This is a genomic window from Actinomadura opuntiae (genome assembly GCF_030283205.1).
GTDB lineage: Bacteria > Actinomycetota > Actinomycetes > Streptosporangiales > Streptosporangiaceae > Spirillospora.
The window spans coordinates 303,595-328,486 of the sequence record NZ_JASNWF010000001.1; the positions used below are offsets into that span (position 1 = coordinate 303,595).

The 24,892-nt window shown below is 75.3% G+C and carries 27 protein-coding genes; 16 read left to right on the forward strand and 11 right to left on the reverse strand.

Annotated elements, in window-relative coordinates; all coding sequences use genetic code 11:
• Positions 1-5 precede the first annotated feature (5 nt).
• The 4 genes from QP089_RS01685 to QP089_RS01700 are packed head-to-tail and all read left to right on the forward strand — an operon-like array spanning position 6 to position 3,401.
• Positions 6-1,565: an AMP-binding protein gene (locus tag QP089_RS01685; protein ID WP_285909335.1), complete on the forward strand. Its 1,560-nt coding sequence runs from the start codon at positions 6-8 to the stop codon at positions 1,563-1,565.
• A gap of 25 nt (positions 1,566-1,590) precedes the next feature.
• Entirely contained in the window at positions 1,591-2,616 is a 1,026-nt protein-coding gene (gene mgrA / locus QP089_RS01690) for an L-glyceraldehyde 3-phosphate reductase (RefSeq protein ID WP_285909336.1), read from the forward strand.
• A 45-nt stretch (positions 2,617-2,661) separates the two neighbouring features.
• Entirely contained in the window at positions 2,662-3,114 is a 453-nt protein-coding gene (locus QP089_RS01695; RefSeq protein WP_285909337.1) for a YbhB/YbcL family Raf kinase inhibitor-like protein, read from the forward strand.
• Entirely contained in the window at positions 3,111-3,401 is a 291-nt protein-coding gene (locus tag QP089_RS01700) for a DUF6343 family protein (protein WP_285909338.1), read from the forward strand. Before QP089_RS01695 ends, QP089_RS01700 begins: the two co-directional genes overlap by 4 nt.
• A 16-nt stretch (positions 3,402-3,417) precedes the next feature.
• Here the strand turns inward: QP089_RS01700 and QP089_RS01705 are convergent, their stop codons facing one another.
• Positions 3,418-4,293 (reverse strand): helix-turn-helix transcriptional regulator, encoded by an 876-nt coding sequence (locus tag QP089_RS01705; protein WP_285909702.1) that lies wholly within the window; start codon positions 4,291-4,293, stop codon positions 3,418-3,420.
• 108 nt (positions 4,294-4,401) lie between these two features.
• On the opposite strand from QP089_RS01705, the gene QP089_RS01710 reads away from it, so the two are divergent.
• Positions 4,402-5,829 (forward strand): MFS transporter, encoded by a 1,428-nt coding sequence (locus QP089_RS01710; protein ID WP_285909339.1) that lies wholly within the window; start codon positions 4,402-4,404, stop codon positions 5,827-5,829.
• A 58-nt stretch (positions 5,830-5,887) separates the two neighbouring features.
• On the opposite strand, the gene QP089_RS01715 is transcribed toward QP089_RS01710, so the two are convergent.
• The 3 genes from QP089_RS01715 to QP089_RS01725 all read right to left on the reverse strand — a co-directional run bounded on the left by QP089_RS01715 (position 5,888) and on the right by QP089_RS01725 (position 8,293).
• A complete protein-coding gene (locus QP089_RS01715) occupies positions 5,888-6,493 on the reverse strand; it encodes a flavodoxin family protein (protein ID WP_285909341.1) in 606 nt (201 codons plus the stop codon).
• Positions 6,494-6,561: 68 nt separating this feature from the next.
• Positions 6,562-7,389, reverse strand: coding sequence for a glycosyltransferase family 2 protein (locus tag QP089_RS01720; RefSeq protein ID WP_285909342.1), 828 nt, complete (start codon positions 7,387-7,389; stop codon positions 6,562-6,564).
• 16 nt (positions 7,390-7,405) lie between these two features.
• Positions 7,406-8,293 carry a glycosyltransferase family 2 protein gene (locus QP089_RS01725; protein ID WP_285909343.1) on the reverse strand — a complete coding sequence of 296 codons (888 nt, stop codon included), beginning with the start codon at positions 8,291-8,293 and terminating at the stop codon, positions 7,406-7,408.
• Between the two features lie 240 nt (positions 8,294-8,533).
• Here QP089_RS01725 and QP089_RS01730 point away from each other — a divergent pair, with 240 nt between their 5' ends.
• The 10 genes from QP089_RS01730 to QP089_RS01775 are packed head-to-tail and all read left to right on the forward strand — an operon-like array spanning position 8,534 to position 19,499.
• The gene (locus tag QP089_RS01730; protein ID WP_285909344.1) at positions 8,534-10,174 is read left to right on the forward strand and encodes a carbamoyltransferase family protein; all 1,641 of its coding nucleotides are present in this window, start codon (positions 8,534-8,536) and stop codon (positions 10,172-10,174) included.
• A complete protein-coding gene (locus tag QP089_RS01735; protein WP_285909345.1) occupies positions 10,171-11,691 on the forward strand; it encodes an HAD-IIIA family hydrolase in 1,521 nt (506 codons plus the stop codon). The genes QP089_RS01730 and QP089_RS01735 overlap by 4 nt, the downstream gene beginning before the upstream one ends.
• Complete coding sequence (locus tag QP089_RS01740) at positions 11,688-12,716, forward strand: glycosyltransferase family 9 protein (RefSeq protein ID WP_285909346.1); 1,029 nt, start codon at positions 11,688-11,690, stop codon at positions 12,714-12,716. The genes QP089_RS01735 and QP089_RS01740 overlap by 4 nt, the downstream gene beginning before the upstream one ends.
• A complete protein-coding gene (locus QP089_RS01745; protein WP_285909347.1) occupies positions 12,713-13,708 on the forward strand; it encodes a glycosyltransferase family 4 protein in 996 nt (331 codons plus the stop codon). The genes QP089_RS01740 and QP089_RS01745 overlap by 4 nt, the downstream gene beginning before the upstream one ends.
• A gap of 8 nt (positions 13,709-13,716) precedes the next feature.
• A complete protein-coding gene (locus tag QP089_RS01750; RefSeq protein WP_285909348.1) occupies positions 13,717-14,922 on the forward strand; it encodes a glycosyltransferase in 1,206 nt (401 codons plus the stop codon).
• Positions 14,922-15,530: a D-sedoheptulose-7-phosphate isomerase gene (locus QP089_RS01755; protein ID WP_285909349.1), complete on the forward strand. Its 609-nt coding sequence runs from the start codon at positions 14,922-14,924 to the stop codon at positions 15,528-15,530. The genes QP089_RS01750 and QP089_RS01755 overlap by 1 nt, the downstream gene beginning before the upstream one ends.
• On the forward strand, positions 15,527-16,924 hold the full coding sequence (locus tag QP089_RS01760; RefSeq protein ID WP_285909350.1) for a PfkB family carbohydrate kinase: 1,398 nt from the start codon (positions 15,527-15,529) through the stop codon (positions 16,922-16,924). Before QP089_RS01755 ends, QP089_RS01760 begins: the two co-directional genes overlap by 4 nt.
• A complete protein-coding gene (locus QP089_RS01765; protein WP_285909351.1) occupies positions 16,921-17,598 on the forward strand; it encodes an SDR family oxidoreductase in 678 nt (225 codons plus the stop codon). The genes QP089_RS01760 and QP089_RS01765 overlap by 4 nt, the downstream gene beginning before the upstream one ends.
• On the forward strand, positions 17,589-18,533 hold the full coding sequence (locus QP089_RS01770) for a glycosyltransferase family 9 protein (protein ID WP_285909352.1): 945 nt from the start codon (positions 17,589-17,591) through the stop codon (positions 18,531-18,533). The genes QP089_RS01765 and QP089_RS01770 overlap by 10 nt, the downstream gene beginning before the upstream one ends.
• Before the next feature lie 9 nt (positions 18,534-18,542).
• Positions 18,543-19,499 (forward strand): NAD-dependent epimerase/dehydratase family protein, encoded by a 957-nt coding sequence (locus QP089_RS01775; RefSeq protein ID WP_285909353.1) that lies wholly within the window; start codon positions 18,543-18,545, stop codon positions 19,497-19,499.
• Here QP089_RS01775 and QP089_RS01780 read toward each other — a convergent pair.
• The 6 genes from QP089_RS01780 to QP089_RS01805 form a co-directional block, all read right to left on the reverse strand.
• Positions 19,496-20,383, reverse strand: coding sequence for a polysaccharide pyruvyl transferase family protein (locus QP089_RS01780; protein WP_285909354.1), 888 nt, complete (start codon positions 20,381-20,383; stop codon positions 19,496-19,498). The genes QP089_RS01775 and QP089_RS01780 overlap by 4 nt on opposite strands.
• A 296-nt stretch (positions 20,384-20,679) precedes the next feature.
• Positions 20,680-21,042, reverse strand: coding sequence for a fluoride efflux transporter FluC (locus QP089_RS01785; RefSeq protein ID WP_285909356.1), 363 nt, complete (start codon positions 21,040-21,042; stop codon positions 20,680-20,682).
• Entirely contained in the window at positions 21,039-21,389 is a 351-nt protein-coding gene (locus QP089_RS01790; protein ID WP_285909357.1) for a DUF190 domain-containing protein, read from the reverse strand. The genes QP089_RS01785 and QP089_RS01790 overlap by 4 nt, the downstream gene beginning before the upstream one ends.
• Entirely contained in the window at positions 21,386-21,871 is a 486-nt protein-coding gene (locus QP089_RS01795) for a fluoride efflux transporter FluC (protein WP_285909358.1), read from the reverse strand. Before QP089_RS01795 ends, QP089_RS01790 begins: the two co-directional genes overlap by 4 nt.
• A 185-nt stretch (positions 21,872-22,056) precedes the next feature.
• Positions 22,057-22,518, reverse strand: a complete 462-nt coding sequence (locus QP089_RS01800) for an SRPBCC family protein (protein ID WP_285909359.1) — start codon at positions 22,516-22,518, stop codon at positions 22,057-22,059.
• A 67-nt stretch (positions 22,519-22,585) separates the two neighbouring features.
• Positions 22,586-23,026: a DUF6098 family protein gene (locus QP089_RS01805; RefSeq protein ID WP_285909360.1), complete on the reverse strand. Its 441-nt coding sequence runs from the start codon at positions 23,024-23,026 to the stop codon at positions 22,586-22,588.
• 159 nt (positions 23,027-23,185) lie between these two features.
• Here QP089_RS01805 and QP089_RS01810 point away from each other — a divergent pair, with 159 nt between their 5' ends.
• Positions 23,186-24,001: a SigB/SigF/SigG family RNA polymerase sigma factor gene (locus QP089_RS01810; protein ID WP_285909361.1), complete on the forward strand. Its 816-nt coding sequence runs from the start codon at positions 23,186-23,188 to the stop codon at positions 23,999-24,001.
• Between the two features lie 43 nt (positions 24,002-24,044).
• Here the strand turns inward: QP089_RS01810 and QP089_RS01815 are convergent, their stop codons facing one another.
• Positions 24,045-24,890 (reverse strand): S1 family peptidase, encoded by an 846-nt coding sequence (locus tag QP089_RS01815; protein WP_285909363.1) that lies wholly within the window; start codon positions 24,888-24,890, stop codon positions 24,045-24,047.
• Positions 24,891-24,892: the final 2 nt, after the last annotated feature.

Consider the following 24,892-nt stretch of genomic DNA (forward strand, 5'->3'; position numbering starts at 1 on the left):
CGCGCATGGTCACGCTCACCCGGGTCTCCGCCGAGCTGAACGGGCTGCGGGCCGCCGTCCGCGCGGGGATGATCGGCCCGATGCCGCCGGCCGCCCTGCGGGCGACGGCGCGCGCCCTGCGCGCGTACGGGCCGCTCGGCGCCGCCACGGCGCTGCCCGCGCACCGCTTCCCCGACCGGATCGGGCTCGTGGACGAGCGGGGCCCGCTGACGTTCGCCGACCTGGAGCGGCGCTGCGACGCCCTCGCCAATGCCTGGCGGGCACGCGGCGTCGGACCCGGTTCCACGGTCGGCATCCTGTGCCGCAACCACCGCGGCCTGCTGGAGGCCATGTCCGCGGCGGCCAAGACCGGCGCGTCCGTGCTGTTCCTCAACACCGACTTCGCCGCCCCGCAACTGCGCGACGCGGTCTCCCGCGAGGGCGTGACCGTCCTGGTGCACGACGAGGAGTTCGAGGCCGTCGCCGACGGCCTCGAACTGCCCCGCCACACCGACGCCGGCCTCGAGGACCTGATCGCGGAGGGCGACCCCGCTCCCCCGCCCGCGCCGTCCAGGCACGGCTCGATGGTGATCCTGACCAGCGGCACGTCCGGACGCCCCAAGGGCGCGCCGCGCTCGCAGACGCCGTCAATGGCGCTGCCCGGCGGCATCCTGTCCAAGGTCCCCTTCCGCGGGCGCGAGGCGATGTTCGTCGCACCGCCGCTGTTCCACGGGTTCGGGCTGACCTGCGCCGTCCTCGCGCTCGGGCTCGGCTCCACCCTCGTCCTGCGCCGCCGCTTCGACGCCGCGAAGGTGCTGGACGACCTGGCCGAGCACCGCTGCACCTCGCTCATCGCCGTCCCGGTGATGCTGAACCGGCTGCTCGCCTCGCCCGCGCTGGACGCCCGCGACCTGTCCCGGCTCAAGGTGGTCATGACGGGCGGGGCGCGGCTGGACCCGGACCTCGGCCGCCGCACCGCCGAGGCGTTCGGGCCGGTCCTGTACAACTTCTATGGCTCCACCGAGGCGTCCTGCATCACCATCGCCACCCCGGACGACCTGGCCGCCGCCCCCGGCTGCATCGGCCGCCCGCCCGCCGGCACCACCGTCGCGATCCTCGGCGACGACGACCGCCCCGTCCCGCCCGGCGCCACCGGCCGCATCTTCGTCGACTCCCCCGCCCGGTTCGGCGGCTACACCGGCGGGGGCCGCAAGGAGGAGGTCCGCGGCCTGATGGCCGTCGGCGACCTCGGCCACCTGGACTCCGGCGGCCGGCTGCACGTCGACGGCCGCGCCGACGACATGATCGTCTCGGGCGGCGAGAACGTCCACCCGGGCGAGGTCGAGGACCTGCTGGCCGCGCACCCCGCCATCGCCGAGGCTGCCGTCGTCGGCGTGCCCGACGAGGAGTTCGGCCACCGCCTGCGCGCCTTCGTCGTCGCCGGGGACCTCACCGAGGACGACGTCAAGAAGCACGTCGCCGCCAACCTCGCCCGCCACAAGATCCCCCGCGAGGTCGTCTTCCTCGACGCCCTCCCCCGCAACCCGGCGGGCAAGGTCCTCAAGCACGCCCTCCCAGACCCCTAACGGGCGGGCTGAAATACTTGTGAGCATGACTTACACGGCCGACGGCGACCGATACGAACGACTTCCCTACCGGCGGTGCGGGCGCAGCGGGTTGCGGCTCCCCGCGATCTCGCTCGGGCTGTGGCACAACTTCGGCGACGACCGCCCCCTGGACGTCCAGCGGGCGATCCTGCGGCGCGCGTTCGACCTCGGCGTGACGCACTTCGACCTGGCCAACAACTACGGGCCGCCCTACGGCTCGGCGGAGATCAACTTCGGCCGGATCATGCGGGAGGACCTCGCCCCCTACCGCGACGAGCTCATCATCTCGACGAAGGCCGGGTACGACATGTGGCCCGGCCCGTACGGGGAGTGGGGGTCGCGCAAGTACCTGCTGGCCAGCCTCGACCAGTCGCTGAAGCGGATGGGGCTGGACTACGTCGACGTCTTCTACAGCCACCGGTTCGACCCGGACACGCCGCTGGAGGAGACGATGGGCGCGCTGGACCACGCCGTCCGGTCCGGCAAGGCGCTGTACGCGGGGATCTCGTCGTACTCGCCGAAGCGGACGGCGGAGGCCGCGCGGATCCTGCGGGAGATGGGGACGCCGCTGCTGATCCACCAGCCGTCCTACTCGATGCTGAACCGGTGGATCGAGGGCGGGTTGCTCGCCACCCTCGAGGAGGAGGGCGTCGGCTGCATCGCGTTCTCGCCGCTGGCGCAGGGCATGCTCACCGGCAAGTACCTCGGCGGCATCCCGGAGGGGTCGCGGGCCAGCAGGAACACCTCGTTCTCCAGCGACCTGCTCACCGAGGAGAACGTCCGGCACGTCCGCAGGCTCGACGAGATCGCGCGGGCGCGCGGCCAGTCCCTCGCGCAGATGGCCCTGGCCTGGTCGCTGCGGGACCCGCGGGTCACCTCGTCGCTGATCGGCGCGAGCAGCGTCGCGCAGCTGGAGGAGAACCTCGCCGCGCTCGACCGGCTCGACTTCGCCCCGGACGAGCTGGAGGCGATCGACCGGGACGCGGTCGAGGCCGGCATCAACATCTGGGCGGCCTCCAGCGCCGAGTGACGCGGCGGCGTGCATTGTCGCCGGCGCACCGGGCACGACGCCCGCATGGAAGAGATGACGCTGCGCAGTGCCGCATTCAACGACCACACGCTCATCCCGTCGGAGTACTCGCACGACAGCGGCGACGTCTCGCCGCCGCTGGAGTGGTCGCAGGCCCCCGAGCAGGTGGTCGAGCTGGCGCTGGCCTGCGAGGACCCGGACGCGCCGGCGGGCACGTTCGCGCACTGGCTGGTCGCCGGGATCGACCCCGTCACCACCGGGCTGGACGCCGGGGAGCGGCCCACGGGCGCCGTGCTCGGCCGCAACGACTACGGCGCCGAGGGGTACGGCGGGCCGAAGCCGCCGGCCGGGGACGACCCGCACCGGTACTTCTTCCGGCTCTACGGGCTGTCGGAGCCGTCCGGGCTGCGGGACGGCTTCACCGCCGAGGAGCTGAGGGACGCCGTCGAGGACAGGGTCGTGGCGTCCGGGACCCTCGTCGGCACGTTCGCCCGATGACCGCGGACGGCCGCGATCCGGAGGGCGACGGGCGCCCGCCGGAGGACGAGGACGAGGACTGGCCGCCGGGCGGCGAGCCCATGACCGCCCGCAGCGCGCTGGGGCTGCGCGCGGTCCTGTCCGGCATCGCGCTCGTCGCGGCGCTGGCGGCCGCGATCGTCTTCGCGATCGTGGCGAACCGCGACGGCGGCGGCACCACCTGGGGCGCCGCCGCGGTCTGCGCGGTCGTCGCCGCCATCGCGGCGGCCGACCTGGTCGTGGTGGCCCGCCGCGCCCGCCGCCGCTGATCAGTGGCGGCGTTGATCAGTGACGGTGGGCCGGGGCGGCCCGCTCGGGGTGGGCGAGCAGCCAGTCCACCCGCGCGCGGCTCTCGTCGTCGGTGGGCGTGTAGACCACCAGCCGGGCGCCCGCCGACCCGGTGATGTCCATGCTGGTGGCGCGGGTGCGGATCGCTCCCGTCGCGTGATGCCGGAACACCTTGATCCGCGGCCCCGGCATCGCGATGTCGTGGTCGGCCCACAGCCGCGCGAACTCGGGGTTGGCCGCCTGGAGCCGCTGGACGAGCTCCTTCCAGCCCGGCTCGTCCAGATGCCTGCTGTAGCGGTACCGGAACACCGCGACGTGCATCGGCATCTCCTCGGCCATGTTCTCGATCGGGTTGCAGCACGGCGGCAGCGTGAAGGTGATCAACATGGTGTTGCGGTCGCACGGGGGCGCCATCACCACGTGCGGGAAGATCGCCGCGTAGGCGGCGTTCCAGGCCAGCACGTCGGACCGGGCGTTGCACACCGACGCCGGCATCGGCAGCAGGGCGTCCAGGATCGCCTGCGTGTCCTCCGGCAGGTGCTCGGTCTCGTCCGGCGGCTCCGCCTCCGGCACCTCGGCCAGCCGGTACAGGTGCTCGCGCTCGGCGCCGTCGAGCCGGAGCGTGCGGGCCACCGCGTCCAGCACCTGCGTGCTGGCGTTGATCGGACGGCCCTGCTCCAGCCAGGTGTACCAGGTCACCCCGACCCCGGCGAGCTGCGCGACCTCCTCGCGGCGCAGGCCCGGGGTGCGGCGGCGCGGGCCCGGCGGCAGGCCGACCTCGTGCGGGCTGATCCGCTCGCGCCGGTTGCGCAGGAACGCCGCCAGCTCGGTGCGGCGCCGCGCCGCCCTCCGTCCCGCCTCCACGCCGGTCATCGTCACGGTTCCAGCCTGCCCTGCGCCGCGGCTCGCTGCCAGGTGCTGTCAGTACCAGTATCAAGGGGCTCTCGTTACCGGTACCGGAGACGCGCCACGCTCGATCCCATGACACAGACAACCGATCTGCACGAGATCGTCCCGGAACGGGACGTGCGGAGCGGTCCCGGCGGCCTGACGCTCGGCCTCCTGCTGCTGGGGCAGTTCATGGCCATCCTCGACGTGAACATCGTCAACGTGGCGCTGCCGACGATGCGGACGGACCTGCACGCCTCCGGCGCGGCGCTCCAGCTCATCGTCGCCGGCTACACCATCGCCTACGCGGTCCTGCTGATCACCGGGGCGCGGCTCGGCGACATCGCCGGGCACCGCCGGATGTACCTCACCGGCCTCGCCGCGTTCACGGTGACGTCCCTGGCCTGCGGCCTCGCGCCGTCCACCGGGCCGCTGATCGGGTTCCGGTTCCTGCAGGGCGCCGGGGCGGCGCTGATGACGCCGCAGGTCATGTCGATGATCCAGCGGAACTTCACCGGCGCGGCGCGGGGGCGCGCGCTCGGCCTGTACTCGGCGGTCATCGCGGGCGGCGTGGTCGTCGGCCAGGCCGCGGGCGGCCTGCTGGTCAGCGCGGACCTGTTCGGCACCGGCTGGCGGACGGTCTTCCTCGTCAACGTGCCGATCGGCGCGGTGCTGCTGGCGGCCGGGCCCCGGCTGCTGCCCCGCGACACCGGGCCGCGGGGAGGCGACCTCGACATCCGGGGGCTCCTGACGCTGTCGCCCGCCGTGCTGCTGTTCGTCGTCCCGCTGATCCTCGGGCACGAGCTGGGCTGGCCGCTGTGGGGCTGGTTCTCGCTGGCGGCGAGCGCCGCGTTCCTGGCCGCGTTCGTGATGGTGGAGCGGGGCGCGGCGGCGCGCGGCGGGCGCCCGCTGATCTCGCTCCGGGTGCTGCGGGTGCCGCGGCTGCTGCCGGCCTGCGGGGCGATCATGCTCGCGCCGGGCACCTGGGGGTCGTTCCTGTTCACCACGACGCTGCACCTGCAGGGCGACCTGAAGATGTCGCCGCTGGAGTCGGGGCTGGCGTTCGTCCCGTCGGTCGCCGCGTTCGCGATCGTGGGGCTGAACTGGCAGCGGCTGCCCGTCCGCTGGCACCGGCGGGTGATCCCGGCCGGGTTCGCGATCGCCGCGGCGGGCTACCTGTGCATCGGCCCGCTGGCGGGCGGCGGCGTCGGCTACGAGCTGCTCACGGCGGTGATCGGCTTCGGCCTCGGGGTCATGTCGATCATCATGACGGCGGGGCTGGAGCACGTCCCGGCGGAGGACGCGGCGGACGCCAGCGGCCTGCTGCTGACGCTGATGCAGATCAGCCAGGTGATCGGCGTGGCCACCATCGGGACGCTGTTCCTCACGGTGGCCGAGTCGAGCGGCTCCACCCGGCACGCCGAGTACGGCACCGGATGGGCGCTGGCGGGCGTCGCGCTGGTGGGCACCGTGTTCACGGTGCTGCTGGCCCGCGACCGGGCCGGCGCGCATCGCCCCTGACGGGTCAGGACGTCGGCGCGGGTCAGGGCGGGTGCGCGGGTCAGGACGTCGGCGCGGGTCAGGACGGGGGCGCGGGCATCGGGTGCTCGGCGAGCGCGGTCGCCACCGCGACCAGGTTGGACGCCATCGCCCGCCCGGTGCTCGCCGACCACTCCCGGCCCTTCTCGGCCTCCAGGTAGCTGGGCCCGGGGCCGGGGCCCTGGTTCCAGTACGTCCAGGCCTGGCCGGGGATGGTGTAGCCGAAGTCGTTGAGCGCGCCGGTGATCTCGCTGATGACGTGGTGGGCGCCGTCCTCGTTGCCGGTGACCACGACGCCCGCGACCCGGTTGAAGGCGACGGGGCGCCCGGTGTCGTCGGTCTCGGACATCATCGCGTCCATCCGCTCGATGACGCGCTGGGCGACCGACGACGGGTGCGCCGCCCACGTCGGCGAGGCGATCACGAGGATCTCCGACTCCAGCAGCGTCCGGTGGATCCCGGGCCACGGGTCGCCGGGGCCGACGTCGGTCTGCACGCCGGGCGGGATGTCGAGGTCCACGGCGCGGATGCTCTCCACCTTCACGCCCCTGGCCCGCAGCTCCTCCTCGACGACCGCGGCGAGCGCCTCGGTGTTGGACGTCTCGGGCGAGCGCTTGAGCGTGCAGTTGATCACCAGGGCGCGCATCCGCGCCTCCTCCCGTTGCGGGTTCGGGCGTACCACCGCGGCCCTACCCGGTCGCCCGGCGCCAAACGTCAGTACCCGGTGAGGCGGGCGCGGGCGGCCTCGACGGCGGGCGGGACGGGGCGCCGGGCGCGGGCCAGCGCGGGCAGCGCGCGTGCGGCGTCGGCGAGCCCGGCGCGCCCGTCCGGGCTGCCGAGGGAGGCGGCGGCCGCCCGCGCGAGCGCCGGGAGCGGGCGGCGCAGCCAGGCGGTCAGCAGCCGGTTGCGGACCTCGCGGCGCCGCCGCGCCGCCGGATCGCGCCCGGCCGCGGACGGATGGTGGTGCACGACCAGCTCCGGCGCGTAGGCCAGCCCCCATCCGGCGGCGGCCAGGTCGAGTGCGAGGAGCTCCTCCTCGCCGCCGAAGTGCAGGACGTCGGAGAAGCCCCCGGCGTCCAGGAACGCGTCGCGGCGGACGACGACCGAGCACGCGAGGAAGCCGAGGATGGCGGGGCCGGGCAGGCCGTCCGGCCGGCCGAGGGGCGAGCGCGCCATCTCCTCCGACACCGGCTCCGGCCGCTCCCGCTCGCCGACGAGGACGCGGGCGGCCAGCAGCGCCGTCCGCGGGTGGGCGTCGAGGATCCGCACGGCCCGTTCCAGCGAGCCGGGCGCCCACCAGGAGTCGTCGTCGGCGAAGGCGACGTAGCGGGTCACGGCCTCTCGGGCGCCGGCGTTGCGCGCGGCGGCGCCGAGGTTGCGGGGCAGTCGCAGCACCCGCGCGCCGGCCGCCTCGGCGACCTGCGCGGTGCCGTCGGCGGAGGCGTTGTCGGCCACGATCACCGGGGCGGTGTGCCGGGCGAGGCTGCGGCGCAGCTCGTCGGCCCGGTCGCGGGTCGCGACCACGATCGTCACGTCGCTCATGGGCTCCCTTCCGGTCTCAGCTGACGTACCGGCGCGCCTTGGAGGTCCGCTGCGCCTCCTCCAGGCTGCGCAGCCTGGCCTCGACGTCGTGCGGCAGCGTCCGGCGCTCGCGGGCGACCCAGCGCAGCCCGGCGGCGGCCTCGGCGAGCGCACCGGCGGTGACGCGGTCGCGCGGCAGGGTGCGCAGCAGCCCGGCGGTGCGGCGGACCGCGACCGGCAGCGGGCGGCGCAGCCAGGTGAACCACAGCGTGTTGCGGATGCCGTGCCGGCGCCGCAGGTGGGGCTCGCGCAGCGGCGACGGCTCGTGGTGCACGACGACGTCCTCGGCGTAGCACAGGTGCCAGCCGAGGGTCATCAGGTCGGCGCTGAGCAGCTCCTCCTCGCCGCCGAGCCACAGCCGGGAGGAGAACCCGCCGGCCTCCCGGAACGCCTCGGCCCGCAGCATGGAGGCCCCGGCCAGGAACGAGCCGAGCGCGGGGCCCGGCAGCCAGGACGGCCCCGGGACGGGCGAGTCGCGCAGCTCCGGCACGATCGGGTCCTCACGCCCGCCCGGTTCGACGAGGATGCGGCCCGTCACGACGGCGAGCCGCGGGTGCGCGTCCAGCAGGTCCGCGGCGCGCGGCAGGGCGCCCGGCTCCCACCAGGTGTCGTCGTCGCAGAACGCGACGTGGGGGGTGCGGACGTGGTCGACGGCGAGGTTGCGGGCGACGGCGCCGAGGTTGCGCTGGGACCGGATCAGCCGGAAGCCGGGGAACTCCTCGGCGACTGCGTCGGGCGACCCGTCCCGTGAGGCGTTGTCGACCACGATCACGGGGGGAGCCTCGGGCAGCGCCCGCAGCCGGCCGAGCGTCGCCAGCAGGGAGCGCCGGCGGTCACGCGTGATGACGACGACGGTGCAGCGCATGGCACGCCCAGTACCCGCCGCGCGCGCCTCCATGTGCCCTGGATGACGTGCCGTATATGCCCTTATCAGCCGTCACTTCTCCCACCAGGGACTTTTTCTCCCACGGCGTTTAGAGGCCGACTCCCCGGTAATGCACCAAATCACCTATAGGGGATTTGCTCCCACGACATCCCCTGGGCCGATGCCCACGACGGAGGCATCGCCACTCCACCGAACGCTGCGCCGAAACGGGGCCTGCACATGCGCGTGCTCGGAATCAACGCGATCTTCCACGACCCGGCCGCCGCCCTGGTGGTGGACGGGACCGTCGTGGCCGCGGCGGAGGAGGAACGCTTCAGCCGCCGCAAGCACGGGAAACGGCCGGTCGCCTTCTCCGCCTGGGAACTCCCGGAGCAGGCGGCCAGGTGGTGCCTCGCCCGGGCCGGGCTGGAGCCCGGCGACCTCGACGCCGTCGCCTACTCCTACGACCCCGCCCTGGTCGAACCCGGCCTGGGCGGCCACGACGAGCAGTGGGAGCGGCTGCGGACGCTGTACGCGCAACGCGCCCCCAACTTCCTGTCCACCGCGCTTCCGGGGCTCGACCCCGGGATCGTCCGGTACGTCCCGCACCACGTGGCGCACGCCGCGTCCGCCGCACTGGCGGCACCGGGCCCCGGGGACGGCGACGTCCTCGTGCTGGACGGACGCGGCGAATCGCACTCGCACCTCGCCGGGACCTACGACGGCGGCGAGCTGACCACATTGCACGCGCAGCGCCTGCCGCACTCGCTCGGCCTGATGTACGAGGACCTCACCCAGCACCTCGGATTCCTGCGGTCCAGCGACGAGTACAAGGTGATGGCGCTGGCCTCCTACGGCGAGCCGCGGTTCCTGGACGAGCTGCGCGAGCAGGTCCGGGCCACCGGCGACGGCGGGTTCGCGGTCGCACCGATCGACTGGGGCGCGCTCGCCAAGGCCCGCACCGCCGACGGCGAGTGGACCCGCGACCACGCCGACCTCGCCGCGAGCGTCCAGGCGCGGCTCGAAGAGGTGCTGCTGGACCTGACGGCGTGGCTGCACGACCGGACCGGCTCGCACCGGCTGATGCTCGCGGGCGGCGTCGCGCTGAACTGCGTCGCGAACTCGCGGCTCGCCGAGGACGGCCCCTACGACGACATCTGGGTGCAGCCCGCGGCGGGCGACGCGGGCACCGCGCTCGGCGCCGCGCTCCACCTCGCGCGGGGCGGCGGCGACCCGATCACCGCGATGCCCGGCGCCGACCTCGGCCGCGAATGGGACGACGCCGAGCTCGCGCGGCGCCTCGACACCGCCAAGGTGCCCTACGAGCGGCCGGCCGACCTCGCGGCGACCGTCGCCGAGGCGCTGGCGCGCAACGAGATCGTCGCCTGGTTCCAGGGCCGCTCGGAGTTCGGCCCGCGCGCGCTCGGGCACCGGTCGCTGCTCGCGCACCCCGGCCACGCCGGCAACGTCGAGCGGCTCAACGACGTGAAGGGCCGCGAGCAGTTCCGGCCCATCGCGCCGATGGTCGCGCTGGAGCACGCGCCGGAGATCTTCGAGGGCCCGGTCCCGAGCCCGTACATGCTGTTCGTGCACCGCGTCCGGCCGGAGTGGCGCGAGCGGATCCCGGCGGTCGTCCACGTGGACGGCACCGCGCGGATCCAGACCGTCGAGGCCGGGCACGAGCCGCTCGTCGCGCGGCTGCTGGAGGAGTTCCGGAGCCGCACCGGCGTGCCGGTGATCGTCAACACCAGCCTCAACACCGCCGGGCGGCCCATGGTCGACGACCCGCGCGACGCGCTGGAGTGCTTCGGCTCCGCGCCGGTGGACCTGCTGGCCATCGGGCCCTACGTCGTCCGCCGCCGGGAGGTGCACGCCCGATGAGCTGCACCGTCGTCGTCCCGACGATCGGCAGGCCGAGCCTGCGCGTCGTCCTGGACGCGCTGCTGGAGTCGATCGCCGGCGGCCCCGGGCCCGCACCGCACGAGATCATCGTGGTGGACGACCGGCCCGAGCACGGCGCGCCGCTGCCGCTGCCGGGCTCCGGCGGGACGCGCATCCGGGTGATCCGCTCCGGCGGGCGGGGCCCGGCCGCCGCGCGCAACGCCGGCTGGCGCGCCGCCGCCACCGAATGGGTCGCCTTCCTGGACGACGACGTCGTCCCCGACCCCGGCTGGACGCAGGCGCTGAACACCGACCTGTCCGGGCTGCCGCCGAAGGCGGCGGGCTCGCAGGGCCGCGTCACCGTGCCGCTGCCCGAGGACCGCCGCCCCACCGACTGGGAGCGCAACACCGCCGGGCTCGCCGTCGCCGACTGGATCACCGCCGACATGGCCTACCGGCGCGGCGTCCTCGCCGAGTTGGGCGGCTTCGACGAGCGGTTCCGCCGCGCCTACCGGGAGGACGCCGACCTGGCGCTGCGCGCCCTGGGCGCCGGGCACGACCTCGTGCGCGGCGACCGGCACGTGACGCATCCGGTGCGTCCGGCGGGGTTCTGGGCATCGGTGCGGGCGCAGGCCGGCAACGCCGACGACATCCTCATGTGGCGGGTCCACGGCGGCGGTTGGCGGGCCCGCGCGGGCGAGGGCAAGGGACTGCTGCGCCGCCACGTCATGACCACCGCGGCCGGGCTGGCCGCCCTCGCGGCGGCGCCCGCCGCACTGCGCGGGAACCGCGCCGCGACCGCCGTCGCAACGGCGGCCGGCGGCGCCTGGGCCGTCTCGACCGCGCGCTTCGCGGCCGAACGCATCCTTCCCGGGCCGCGAACGCCCGGCGAGATGCTGAAGATGGCGGTGACCAGCGCGCTCATCCCGCCTGTCGCCGTCCGGCACCGGATCAGGGGCCTGCTGGCGCACCGCGACGCCCAGCCGTGGGGCGGGCCGCGGGTGGTGCTGTTCGACCGCGACGACACCCTCATCCGGGACGTCCCCTACAACGGCGACCCGGCGTTGGTCGAGCCCATGCCGGGCGCGCGCCGGGCGCTGGACCGGCTGCGCCGGCACGGGGTGCGGATCGGCGTGGTGTCCAACCAGTCGGGTGTGGCGAAGGGGCGGATCACCGTCCGCGACGTCCGGCGCGTCAACGCGCGGGTCGAGGAGCTGCTCGGCCGCATCGACGTGTGGGAGTTCTGCCCGCACGACGGCGACGACGGCTGCGAATGCCGCAAGCCCCGCCCCGGAATGATCGAGCGCGCCGCGCGGCGGCTCGGCGCGCTGCCGTCGGACTGCGCCGTCATCGGCGACATCGGCCGCGACGTCGAGGCCGCGGCTGCGGCCGGCGCGCGCGGCATCCTCGTGCCGACCGGGCGAACCCTGCCGGCCGAGATCGCGCGGGCGCTGGAGACCGCGCCCACGCTGGAGGCCGCCGTCGACCTGGTCCTCGGCGGAAGGCGGACGCGATGAGGGTGCTGCTGGCGCGCCAGGACAACATCGGCGACGTGCTGCTCGCCGGGCCCGCGATCCGCGCGGTCGCCGCCCGCGCCGACGAGGTCGCGCTGCTGTGCGGGCCGCGTGGCCGGGCCGCCGCCGACCTGCTGCCCGGCGTCGACGAGGTCATCGAGTGGCGCGCGCCCTGGATCGACCCCGAGCCCCACCCGGTGGACCGGGCCGACATCGAAGGGGCCGTCGCCCGGCTGGCGGGCTTCGACCGGGCGCTGATCCTCACCTCCTTCCACCAGTCGCCCCTGCCGCTGGCGCTGCTGCTGCGGCTGGCCGGCACCCCGTGGATCGGCGGCATCAGCGAGGACTACCCCGGCTCGCTGCTGGACCTGCGGCACCGCCCCGAAGGCGACGTGCCCGAGCCGCTGCGGATGCTGGCGCTGGCCGAGGACGCCGGGTTCCCGGCGCCCGCCGACACCCGGCTGCGGGTGCGCGGGCCGCTCCCCGACACCGACCACCTCACCGGCGGCGCCGGCTACGTGGTGGTGCATCCCGGGACGTCCGTCCCGGCGCGGGCGTGGCCGCCGGAGCGCTGCGCCGAGGCCGTCCGGGTGCTGCGCGCCGCGGGCCACCGGGTCGTGGTGACCGGGCACGGCGAGGAGAAGGAGCTGACCGCGCTGGTCGCCGGCGAGGACGGCCTCGACCTCGGCGGCCGCACCTCGCTGCCGGAACTGGCGTCGGTGCTGCGCGGCGCCCGCGCCGCCGTCGCCGGCAACACCGGCCCCGCGCATCTGGCCGCCGCCGTCGGCACGCCGGTGGTGTCGCTGTTCGCGCCGACCGTCCCCGCCGCCCGCTGGGCGCCGTTCGGGGTGCCGATGGCGCTGCTCGGCGACCAGGGCGCGCCCTGCAAGGACAGCCGCGCCCGCCAATGCCCCGTCGACGGCCACCCCTGCCTGGCCTCGGTGACCGCCGACGAGGTCGCCGCCGCCGTGGAGGTCGTGGCGACCGACCCGGCGAGAACACGCCGAGAGGAGGTGCCCGCCCCATGAGAGTCCTGCTCTGGCACGTGCACGGCTCATGGGCGACGTCGTTCGTCCACGGCCCGCACACCACGCTGGTCCCCGCCACCCCCGACCGGGGCCCCGACGGCAGGGGAAGGCCCGACACCTTCACCTGGCCGGACCGCGCGGTCGAGGTGACCCCCGAGCGGTTGCGGGACGAGGACGTGGACGTCGTCGTGCTGCAACGCCCCCACGAGCTGGAGCTGGCCGAGCGATGGCTGGGCCGCCGGCCCGGACGCGACGTCCCGGCCGTCTACGTCGAGCACGACACACCCCGCCGGACCCCCTCGGACGCGAGCCTGCCCGAGGAGGTCGTCCCCGACAGCCGGCACTTCCTGCACGACCGCGACGACATCCCGGTCGTGCACGTCACCCACTTCAACCAGCTGTTCTGGAACTGCGGCCGCGCCCCGACCACGGTCATCGAGCACGGCGTCGTCGACCCCGGGTACCGCTGCACCGGCGACATGCCGCGCGCCGGCGTCGTCATCAACGACCCGCTGCGGCGCGGCCGCGTCGCCGGCACCGACCTGCTCGCCGAGCTGTCGCGCGCCGTCCCCCTGGACCTGTTCGGCATGAACGTCACCGGCGTCCCGGAGGCGCTCGGCATCGCGCCGGAGTCGCTGTGGACGTTCGAGGACCTGCCGCAGGCGAGGATGCACGAGGAGCTCGCCCGCCGCCGCGTCTACGTCCACCCCTACCGGTGGACCTCGCTCGGCCTCGCCCTGATCGAGGCCATGATGCTCGGCCTGCCGGTGGTGGCGCTCGCCACCACAGAGGCGGTCGAGGCGGTGCCGCCGGAGGCCGGGGTGCTGTCCACGCGCGTGGCCGCGCTGGCCGACGCCGTCCGGACCCTGGCGGCCGACCCGCCGCGCGCGCGCCAGATGGGCAAGGAGGCGCGCGCGTACGCCGTCGAACGCTACGGCCTGCCGCGGTTCCTGCGCGACTGGGAGCGAACTCTCACGGAGGTAACGCGATGAGAATAGCCATGATCTCCGAGCACGCCAGCCCGCTGGCCGCCAGGGCCGGGCTGGGCGGAGCGGACGGCGGCGGCCAGAACGTGTTCGTCGCGGAGCTGGCGTCCGAGCTCGGCCGCCAGGGCCACTGCGTGACCGTCTACACGCGGCGGGACTCGCCCGCCCTGCCGCGCCGGGTGCGGCTGGCGCCCGGCGTGACCGTCGAGCACGTCCCGGCGGGGCCCGCCGAGCACGTCGCCAAGGACGACCTGCTGCCCTGGATGCGCGACTTCGGGGACTACCTGGAGCGGCGCTGGGCCGCCGAGCCGCCGGACGTGGCGCACGCGCACTTCTGGATGAGCGGGCTCGCCGCGGCCCAGGCGGCCGCGCCGGCCTCGTCGCGGCGCGTCCCGGTCGTGCAGACCTACCACGCGCTCGGCACCGTGAAGCGGCGCCACCAGGGCGGCAAGGACACCAGCCCGGCGGCGCGGCTGCGGCTGGAGCGCGCGCTCGGCCGCGCCGCCGACGCCGTCATCGCCACCTGCTCCGACGAGGTCGCCGAACTGGCCGCGATGGACGTGCCGCGCGAGCGGATCTCGGTGGTGCCCTGCGGCGTCGACCTCGAGCTCTTCACCCCGGACGGGCACAGCTGCGACGGCCGCGAACGGCACCGCCTCGTGGTGCTGTCGCGGCTCGTCGAGCGCAAGGGCGTCGACACCGCGATCCGGGCGCTGGCGCACCTGCCGGACGCCGAACTGGCCGTCGCCGGCGGGCCGCCGCGGGCAGAGCTGGACGGCGACCCGGAGGTGCGCAGGCTGCGCGGGGTCGCCCGGGACGCGGGCGTCGCCGGGCGGGTGGAGTTCCTCGGCCGGCTCGGCCGCGAGGAGGTCCCGCCGCTGCTGCGGTCGGCGAGCCTGGTCGTGACGTTGCCCTGGTACGAGCCGTTCGGCATGGTGCCGCTGGAGGCGATGGCGTGCGGTGTCCCCGTCGTGGCCAGCGCCGTCGGCGGCCACCTGGACACCGTCGTGGACGGCGCCACCGGGGTGCTGGTCCCGCCGCGCGACCCGGAGGCGGCGGCCGCCGCGATCCGCGCGCTGCTGGACGACCCGTCCGGCCGCGCCGCGATGGGCTTCGCGGCGGGCGACCGGGCCCGCGACCGCTACTCCTGGACGCGCGTCGCCGCCGACACCGCCGGCGTCTACGAGCGCGCCGCCGCGCTGAGCGGGGTGGCCGCCTGATGACCACCACCACGCAACGGATCGCGCGGACGCGGACCGCGACCGCGCAGGACCGGCGGCTGGAGGCGCTCGCCGAGGCGGCGCTGGCGTTCCGCGCGCAGGTCCCCACCATCGAGGCCTGGGGCCGCCGGCTGGCGGGCGTGCTGCGCGCCGGCGGACGGCTGCTGGCCTGCGGGAACGGGGGCAGCGCCGCGGAGGCGCAGCACCTGACCGCCGAGCTGGTCGGCCGGTTCGAGGACGAGCGGCGGCCGCTGTCGGCGATCCCGCTGCACGGCGACACCTCCTCCCTCACGGCGATCGGCAACGACTACGGCGCGGTGAACGCGTTCGCCCGGCAGGTGCAGGCGCACGGCCGGCGCGGCGACGTGCTGGTGTGCCTGTCGACCAGCGGCCGCAGCCCCAACGTGATCGCGGCGGCGGACCGGGCGCGCCAGATCGGCATGACGGCGTGGGCGGTCACCGGGCCCGGCCCGAACCCGCTCACCGACGCCTGCGACGACGCGGTCACCGTGCGGGCGGCCACGACGTCGACCGTCCAGGAGATCCACCTCGCCGCGGTGCACCTGCTGTGCGGGGTGGTCGACGACGCGCTGGGGGTGACCAGATGAGCGCACCACTGGTCGTGGTGGGCGACGTCCTGCTCGACGTCGACATCGTCGGCACGAGCAGCCGGCTGTGCCCGGACGCGCCCGTCCCGGTCGTCGAGCAGGCGGAGGAGCGCCCGCGCCCCGGCGGCGCGGGCCTGGCCGCCCTGCTCGCGGCGGCGGGCGGGCGGGAGGTCGTGCTCGTCACGGCGCTCGCCGACGACGATCCGGGACGCAGGCTGCGCGCGATGCTGGAGCGGCACGTGGAGGTCGCCGCGTTCCACCTGCACGGCGGGACGCCCTGCAAGCTGCGCATCAGGTCGGGAGGCCAGTCGGTGGCGCGCCTGGACGCCGGGGAAGGGCAGGCCCTCGACGGGCCCGTCGGCCCGCGCGTCACCGACGCGATCGCGGGGGCGGGCGCGGTGCTCGTCTCCGACTACGGGCGGGGCGTGACGCGGCATCGCGCCGTCCGGTCGCTGCTGAGCGCGCTGCCGCGCGGCGTCCCGATCGTGTGGGACCCGCATCCGCGCGGCGAGCCGCCGGTGCCGGGCACGCGGCTGCTCACCCCGAACGAGGAGGAGGCGGCCCGGCTCGCCGCCGCGGACGGCGCCGACATCACCGGGTTCGGGCTGTCGGCGGCGGGCCGGCGCGGCCGGTACCTCGGCCGGTCCTGGGGCCTGGAGGGCGTGGCGGTGACGCTCGGGTCCGAGGGCGCGCTGCTGTGCGACGGGTCGGAGGCGCCGTTCCTGGCGCCCGCCCGGCCGGCGCGCGGCGACTCCTGCGGCGCGGGCGACAGCTTCGCGGCCGGGACGGTGGAGGCGCTCGCCGACGGCGGGACGCTCGCCGGCGCCGTCACCGAGGGGGTGCGGCGCGCGTCGGAGTTCGTCCGGTCGGGCGCCGCGGCGGCGGTCTCGACGCAGCTCGCCGAGACCGGCACGGCCCGGCTCGTCCCCGAGCGCGGGGAGGACGCCTGGGACGTGGTCGAGCGGACGCGCCGCGCGGGCGGCACGGTCGTGGCGACCGGCGGCTGCTTCGACCTGCTGCACGCCGGGCACGTCAGCATGCTGCAGCAGGCCCGGCGGCTCGGCGACTGCCTGATCGTCTGCGTCAACTCCGACGCCTCGGTGCGCCGCCGCAAGGGCCCGACCCGCCCGGTGACGCCCGCAGCGGACCGCGTCCGGGTGCTGGAGGCGCTCAGCGACGTGGACGCCGCGGTCGTGTTCGACGACGACACCCCGGCGCCGCTGCTGGAGCGGCTGCGCCCCGACGTCTGGGTGAAGGGCGCCGACTACGCCGGGACGATCCTGCCCGAGGCCGAGACGGTCCGGGCGCACAACGGCGAGGTGGTCCTGCTGCCTCTGCTGGAAGGGCGCTCCACCACGCGCCTGCTGTCCACCACGAAGGGAAACGCCTCATGAACGTCCTCATCACCGGCGGAGCCTCCGGCCTCGGCGCGGCCGTCGCGCGGAAGGTCGCCGAAGACGGAGGGCGCCCCCTGATCCTGGACCGGCACCCCCCGAAGGACGACTTCGAGCACATGCAGGCCGACCTGGCCGACCGGCGCTGCGCCGAGCGCGCCGTGCACGGTCTGGCGCGCTCGGCGGGCGGCCTGAACGCGGTCGTCACCGCCGCCGGGACCGACGCGTGCGGCACGCTGTGCGACGTGCCCGCCGAGGACTGGGAGCGGGTCGTCCAGGTGAACCTGCTCGGCACCGCCGCGGTGATCCGCGCCGCGCTCCCCTACCTGGAGAACGAGCCGAGCGGGCGGATCGTCACGGTCGCCTCGACGCTGGGGCTGCGGGCGGTCAGCGACGCCACCGCGTACTGCGCGTCGAAGTTCGGCGTCGTCGGGTTCACCCGCGCGCTGGCCGCCGAGCTGGCCGGGAAGGTCGGCGTGACGATGATCGTGCCGGGCGGGATGGACACCGCGTTCTTCGACGGCCGCACCGAGCAGTACAAGCCCGGCCCGGACGCCAAGCTGAACAAGCCCGAGGACGTGGCCGCCACGATCGCGTTCGTGCTCGCGCAGCCGGCGGGCTGCGAGGTGCGCGAGATGGTGGTGTGCCAGTCCGAGGAGCCCTCGTGGCCGTGACGGCCGCCCGCCGCGCGCTGGTGCTGCGGGCGCTCGGGCTGGGCGACCTGCTCACCGCCGTGCCCGCACTGCGGGCGCTGCGGCGCGGGATGCCCGGCGCGCGGATCACGCTCGCCGCGCCGCCCGCGCTGGCGCCGCTGGCCCTGGCCACCGGCGCGGTGGACGACGTCCTGCCGGCGGACGCGGGCCTCGGCCCGCTGCCGCCCGCCGGCCCCGTGGACGTCGCGGTCAACCTGCACGGCCGGGGCCCGCAGAGCCACCGGCTGCTGGCGGCGCTGCGGCCCGGCCGGCTGCTGGCGTTCGCGCACACCGGCGCGCTGCACACCGACGGCCCGGACTCGGACCCCGGCGAGCACGAGGTGGCGCGCTGGTGCCGGCTGCTGTGCGCCTACGGGTTCGACGCCGACCCCGGCGACCTGGACCTGGCGCCGCCGCCGGTCGCCTCGCCGGCGCCCGGCGCCGTCGTCGTCCATCCGGGCGCGGCGTTCCCGGCGCGGCGCTGGCCGGCCGAGCGGTTCGCGGCGGTCGCGGCGGCGCTGCGCGCCGGCGGCGAGCGCGTCGTCGTCACCGGCGGCCCCGCCGAGGCGCCGCTCGCGCGCGAGGTCGTGGAGCTCGCCGGGCTGGACCCGCGCGACGACCTGTCGGGCCGCACCCACCTGCCGGAGCTGGCCGCCCTCGTGGCGGGCGCCCGGCTGGTGGTGTGCGGCGACACCGGGGTCGCGCACCTCGCCACCGCCTTCCGCACCCCGTCGGTCCTGCTGTTCGGGCCGACGCCGCCCGCGCGGTGGGGTCCCCCCGACCGCGCCGAGCACCGGGTGCTGTGGGCCGGGCGGTGCGGCGACCCGCATGGCCGCGAGCCCCATCCGGGTCTGCTGGAGATCTCCGCGGACGAGGCCGTCGAGGCCGCCGGCAAGGCGCTCACGCTACACGCTTAGGAGGAACTCATGAGGCATCCCCGCGCCGTCGTGACCGGAGGGTCCGGCTTCCTCGGCTCGCACCTGTGCGAGGCGCTGCTGGCGCAGGACATCTCGGTGGTCTGCCTGGACAACCTGCTGACCGGGACGTCCCGCAACATCGCGCACCTGGCCGACCGGCGGGACTTCCGGTTCCTCAGGCGCGACCTGACCGAGCCCGTGCACGTGCCCGGCGACGTCGGCTACGTGTTCCACCTGGCCTCGTCGGCGTCCCCGGCCGACTACCTGCGCTACCCGATCCAGACGCTGGAGGTGGGCAGCCAGGGCACCCGCAACGCGCTGGAGCTCGCCGAGGAGAAGGGCGCCCGGTTCGTGCTGGCCTCCACCTCCGAGGTGTACGGGGACCCGCTGGTGCACCCGCAGCCCGAGACGTACTGGGGCAACGTGAACCCGGTCGGGCCGCGCAGCGTCTACGACGAGGCCAAGCGGTTCGGCGAGGCGCTGACGTCGGCGTTCCGGCACTCGCGCGGCCTGGACACCGCGATCGTGCGGATCTTCAACAGCTACGGGCCGCGGATGCGCCCCGACGACGGCCGGGCGATCCCGACGTTCCTGCGGCAGGCGCTGACCGGCGAGGACCTCACCGTGACCGGGGACGGCTCGCAGACCCGGTCGATCTGCCACGTGTGCGACACCGTCCGCGGCATCATCGCGCTCGCCATGTCCGAGCACCCGGGGCCGGTCAACATCGGCAGCCCCTACGAGATCTCGATGGCCGAGCTCGCCCGGGTGATCATCGAGCTGACCGGGTCGCCGTCGCGGATCCGGTTCATCGACCGGCCGCAGGACGACCCGAAGGTGCGGCGGCCCGACACCACGCTCGCCGAGGAGCTGCTCGGCTGGCGCCCGCGGTTCGGCATCGAGGAGGGGCTGCGCTCCACGATCGAGTGGTTCTCCCGCGAGCTGCTCGTCGCCCGCCCGGCCTAGCGGCGCAGGGCGGCCAGCAGGTCGGCCAGGAGGCCGTCGGACGGGGGCCCGGCCGGGACCCGTCCGGCGGCCTCCGGCGACAGGCACCACCGCCACCACCGGTCCAGCTCCGCCGGGTCCAGCAGCGGCGGCTCCTCTTCCTCGCCGGTGACGACGAGCGCCGGCCACGACCAGGCGCGGGCCTGCGCGGCGACCTTGGCGCCGCCGGCCACCGGGTCCACGGCCAGCGCGGGGACGCCGTTCTTCAACGCCAGGACCAGGCCGTGCAGCCGGGTCGTGACGGCCACGTCGAGGCGGCGCAGCGCCGACTCCAGCTCGGCGGCGGTCGAGAACAGCCGCCAGTCGCGCGGGTCGAGCCGGGTGTCGAGGGGCAGCCGCGCGCACTCGCGGGCGGCGAGCCAGTCCGTCAGCTCCTCCTGCACGCGGTCGTGGCGGCGGCGCGCGCCGTATTCGCGCTGGCCGGGAGCCAGGATGACGCCGGCGACCGGCACAGAAGCGGTCCCCGGCAGGGCCGCCAGGTCGTGCCGCGGCGCGGCCCGCTGGTCGTCCCTCGGCAGGACGGCGTCGAAGCCGGTGACGGCGGGGTCGTCCGGATCGATGACCGACACCCCCACCGCGACGCGCCGGCAGCGCGCGTACCGGTGGTGCAGTTCCTCGATCTGGGCACCGTGCAGCGGCCCGCAGGCGAACACCAGATGGGTGTACCGGGCCGGGTCCGCCCGGTCGAGGTCGAGCCCGCCCGGCCGGAAGACCGGGCTCCAGGCGAGGTCGCAGCCGATCCCCGCGCCGTCGAGCGCCCGCCGGACGGCCTCCATCGCCAGCACGTCCCCTGCGGTGGCCTCACCGTGCAGGAAGCTCGGCCATCCGGTCACCAGTGTCCGCACGCCGCGCTCAGCCGCCCCGGGCCGCGGCGGCCGCAATCGCGGTGAGCGGCGCCGCGGGCAGGTCGCTGCGGGTCATCCTTTTTCCCTCCCTCGGTCGCACGCTGATGCCTGCTACCCGGAGGGCGTCGTCCCATGTCGGTGACAGTGAGACACCTGACGGTTTACCGAATGGGCCGAGGGGGCACAGTCACTTCGCGGCCCACTCGCCGGCCAGGTTCTGCCAGGTCCTTCGGTCAGCGAGCCTGGGCCGCGCCAGGATCACGGCGCAGTGCCGTGTGAGCGCGCAGGATGGGCGGTCAGCCCGCGAACGCCTGCGCGAGGGCCATCCCGCAGTACGCCGCGCCGAGCCCGCCGGCGATGCTCGCGCCCGCGTTGAGGACCGCGTAGAAGCGGGCGCCGTCCTCGGCCAGCCGGAGCGTCTCGTAACCGAACGTGGAGTAGGTCGTCAGCGCGCCGCAGAAGCCCGTCCCGGCGAACGCCAGCGCTCCCCCGGACGCGGGCAGCGCCGCCAGGAACCCCAGCAGCGCCGACCCCGCCACGTTGACGGTGAACGTCCCCCACGGGAACACCGAGTCGTGGCGCGCCTGGACGGCCCGGTCGGTGAGGTAGCGCAGCGGCGCCCCCAGCGCCGCGCCCAGCGCGATGAGCAGGACGGTCACGCCTTCCCCTCCGCCCCGCGGCCGGTGTAGCGGATCACCTCGACCGGATCGATGATCACCAGCCCCTCCTCGACCAGCTCGTCCAGCTGCGGCAGGAAGTCGCGGATCTTCCGCTCGGCGTCCACGATCACGATCACCATCGGCAGGTCCTCCGACAGCGACAGGATGCGGGAGGTGTGGATGCGGCTGGACGCGCCGTACCCCTCGCATCCGCGCAGCACGCTGGCGCCCGCGAGCCCGGCCCGGTGGGCGCGGTGCACGATCTCGGTGTACAGCGGCCGGTGGTGCCACCGGTCGCTCTCCCCGACGAAGACGGTCAGCCGCAGCGCCGGGCCCTGGATCCTCATGAGCGCTCCTTCCGGCGCGCGCGGACGGCGAGGCGGGTCAGCCGGACGCCCGCGAACATCGCGGCGAGCGCGGCGACGAGCGTCCCCCCGAGATACGACAGTCCCACCCCGGGCGCCCCGGCCGACAGCGCCTTCTGGAAGTCGACGATGTGGGTCGAGAAGGTGGTGTAGCCGCCCAGCACCCCGACGCCGAGGAAGGGCCGGACGAGCCGGTGCACCCGCCAGACCTCGGTGATCAGCACCATCAGCGCACCGATCAGCAGGCAGCCGGACACGTTGATGCAGAACACCGGCCAGGGGAACTCCCCCGGGCGGTACGGCAGCGCCTCGGTGACCCCGTACCGGGCGAGGGCCCCGAGGATCCCGCCCGCCGCGATGGCGGCGAGCGTCGTCCAGGGCGCGCGCCGAAGCTCGAACCGCTGCCGCGGCACGCTGAGATCGATGTCGGGATCGACGGGACGACCGGTCACGGCGTCGGGCACGGCACACTCCTACCAGCGGAAACATCGGTCACCGGTAGGGACCGTTGGCGGCGTGCACCGCGGTTCTCCCCGTCGCGGGGACGGCGGGCCCCACCGCCGCAGCGCTCCTCCCCGGAGAAGCGCGGCATCCAGTCTACCGATCCACCGGAAGCGGACCTGGCCGGGCCCGAGCGCTCCGTGCCCGGTCAGGGCCCGGGACGGTCGACCTGGCCGCGCCACCCGCCCGTCTGCACGCCGCGCGCCTCGATGAACGTCTTGAACCGCTGCAGATCGGTCTTGACCCGGCGGTTGAGCGCGCCGATCCTGTCGCCGGCCTTCTCCACGAGCCCCTCGGGGGCGAACTCCATCTGCGCGGTGACGCGGGTGGTGTCGTCGTCGAGGCGGTGGAAGGTCACCACGCCGGCGTGCCTGGGTCCCTCCAGCGACGTCCACGCGACGCGCTCGTCCGGCAGCTGCTCGGTGATGCGCGCGTCGAACTCGCGGGTGACCCCGGCGATCCGGACGGTCCAGTGCAGCCGGGTGTCGTCCAGCTGGCGGACCTCCTCGACGCCCTCCATGAAGCGGGGGAACTCCTCGAACTGCGTCCACTGGTCGTAGGCGACGCGGATCGGAACGGTGACGTTGACCGACTCGGTGATCGTGCTCACGGGGCTCCCCTTCATCCGTCACCCGCCCGCTACCCGCCCGGCCTGCCTCTACACGGGCGCCGGCCGGTCAGGGGCGCTCGCGGTCCAGCGGTCCCCAGACGCCGCGCCGCTCGCGTTCGAGGACCTCGGTGGCCTCGTCGAGGACCTGCTTGCCGACGAGGGCGACCGGTGTCACGCGGGCGACCAGCGGCTCGTTGTCGGGGCCGCGGCCGACCTCCGCGCCCTCCAGCACCCACGGCCGGACGCCCGCGGCGCGGGCCCGTTCCAGGTGGGAGTAGTCGTGCAGCCGGCGGGCCACCCACAGGACCGTGGACCGGTCCCCCCACCACGGCTCGACGGCGAGCGGGTTCGCCGACAGCCCCGGCAGCTCGGCGCCCGTCAGCCCGTCGGTGCTGTTGGGGGCCGCCTGGTCGGCCTCCGGCCCGGCCGACCAGCGGACGAACAGCCCGGGACGGGCCTCCAGCAGATCGGCGAGCCGGTCCAGCGTGGTGATCTCCTCGAGCGCCATGCGCCCCCTCTTCCCCGGATCGGCGCCCTCGATTCCCCCTCTGCCTGCGCCGACGCCGGCTCCCGGTGTGAGGGGCGGATCGCCGGGTAGAGGGACGAGGCCGAAGCGATCAGCACCCCCGCCTCTCGCCGGCCTCAGCAGCGAAGGAGAACGACCCCCATGACGTCGGCGCGTCCGTCCGCTCCCGGCCGGTCCGAGGACCGGTTCCCCCGGTTCGGGGACGGCCAGGCCGAGCTCCTGCTGGCCGAGATGAACCGGCTGGCGCCCGACGATCCGCGGCGCGAGACGCTGCGGGCGCGGATCGTGGAGATGCACGCGGCGCTCGTCCGGGGCGTCGCCCGCCGGTACGCCAACCGGGGAGAGCCGCTGGACGACCTGCAGCAGGTCGCCTACCTGGGGCTCGTCAAGGCCATCAACCGGTTCGACCCCGAGGTGGGCGACCGGTTCGTCACCTACGCCTATCCGGTGGTGACGGGCGAGGTGAAGCGGCACTTCCGGGACAAGACGTGGGGCGTGCGGGTGTCGCGGCGCATCCAGGAGCTGCGCCCGGTGCTGCAGAGCACCGTCCAGGAGTTCGTCCGCGCGCACGGCCGCTCCCCCACCACGCGGGAGATCGCCGGGCTCATGGGGATCACCGAGGAGGAGACGGTGGAGGTCATCGTCGCCTGCGACGCCTACCGTCCGCTGTCGCTGGAGGCCCCGGCGGACGGCATCACCGACGGTGACGCGGCGACGGTCGGCGAGCGGCTCGGCTCCGACGACCCCGCCCTGCAGAGCCTCATCGACGGCAACGCGCTGCGGCCGCTGATCGACGAGCTGCCGGAGCGCGAGCGCACGATCCTGCTGCTGCGGTTCTTCGGCAACAAGACGCAGACGCAGATCGCCGAGCAGGTCGGCCTGTCGCAGATGCACGTGTCGCGGCTGCTGCGCGCGACCCTGGAGCGGCTGCGCGGCGGCCTGCTCGCTGAGGGCTGACGCGGGTCACGAGGGCTGACGCGGCTCGCGGGGCTGACGCGGGTCAGGGCCTCGGCAGCGCGCAGGACCCGCCCAGCACCACGTCGTTTCCCTTGCCGAGGCAGCGGGCGAGCAGGTAGGTCTGCTGGGCGTAGTGGGTCCCGTGGTGGACGGTGACGTTCCCCCTGCGGTCGACCTCGCACGGGTTGTTCAGCGTGCAGCGCTCGCCGTCGTCGTTGCCGGTGTTGTTGACGGCGACGACATGGTGCGTCCTGGCGTCGATGACCGGGGAGCCGGACGTGCCGTGGATCGTCTGGCACTGCGGCGCGTACCGGATGGAGTCCTTCCAGGTCCAGCCGGCCTCCCGGAGCCGGTACACGGTCGCGTCGATCTTGCAGCCGTAGACGGCCTTCCAGTAGCCCGACACGACCCGGATCTCGGCGCCCTCGCGGGGCCTGGCGGCCGACAGCCGCAGCGCCGGGACGCCGTACCGCTTGCGGACGGCCGCGTAGCTCTCGTCCAGCCGGTACACGGTCACGTCGGTGTCGGTCATGGTGGAGTACTCGACCCTGGTGGCCTTCAGCCTGCCGAGCGTCGCGCGGCCCGTCCGGTCGAGGAGCGTGAACGTCCGGGCGGACGGCCGGTCGACGATGACCTGCCCCGGTTTGGGCATCCCGCCCTCCAGGCAGTGGCCGTTGGTGAGGACCAGCGCCTTGTCGGAGTCCCGCGACCGCGGGCCCCGCACGAGGGAGCCCGAGCAGTTGCTGAGCGCGACGATCCCGGTGAAGTCGACCTCCGCGCGGCCTCTCGGCGCCGCGGGGCCGGAGGCGTGCGCCTCGGCGACCGGGCCGGACGCGACCGCGGCGAGTGCGATCGAGGCGGTCACCGCTCCGGTGAGTCGTCGGTTCATGG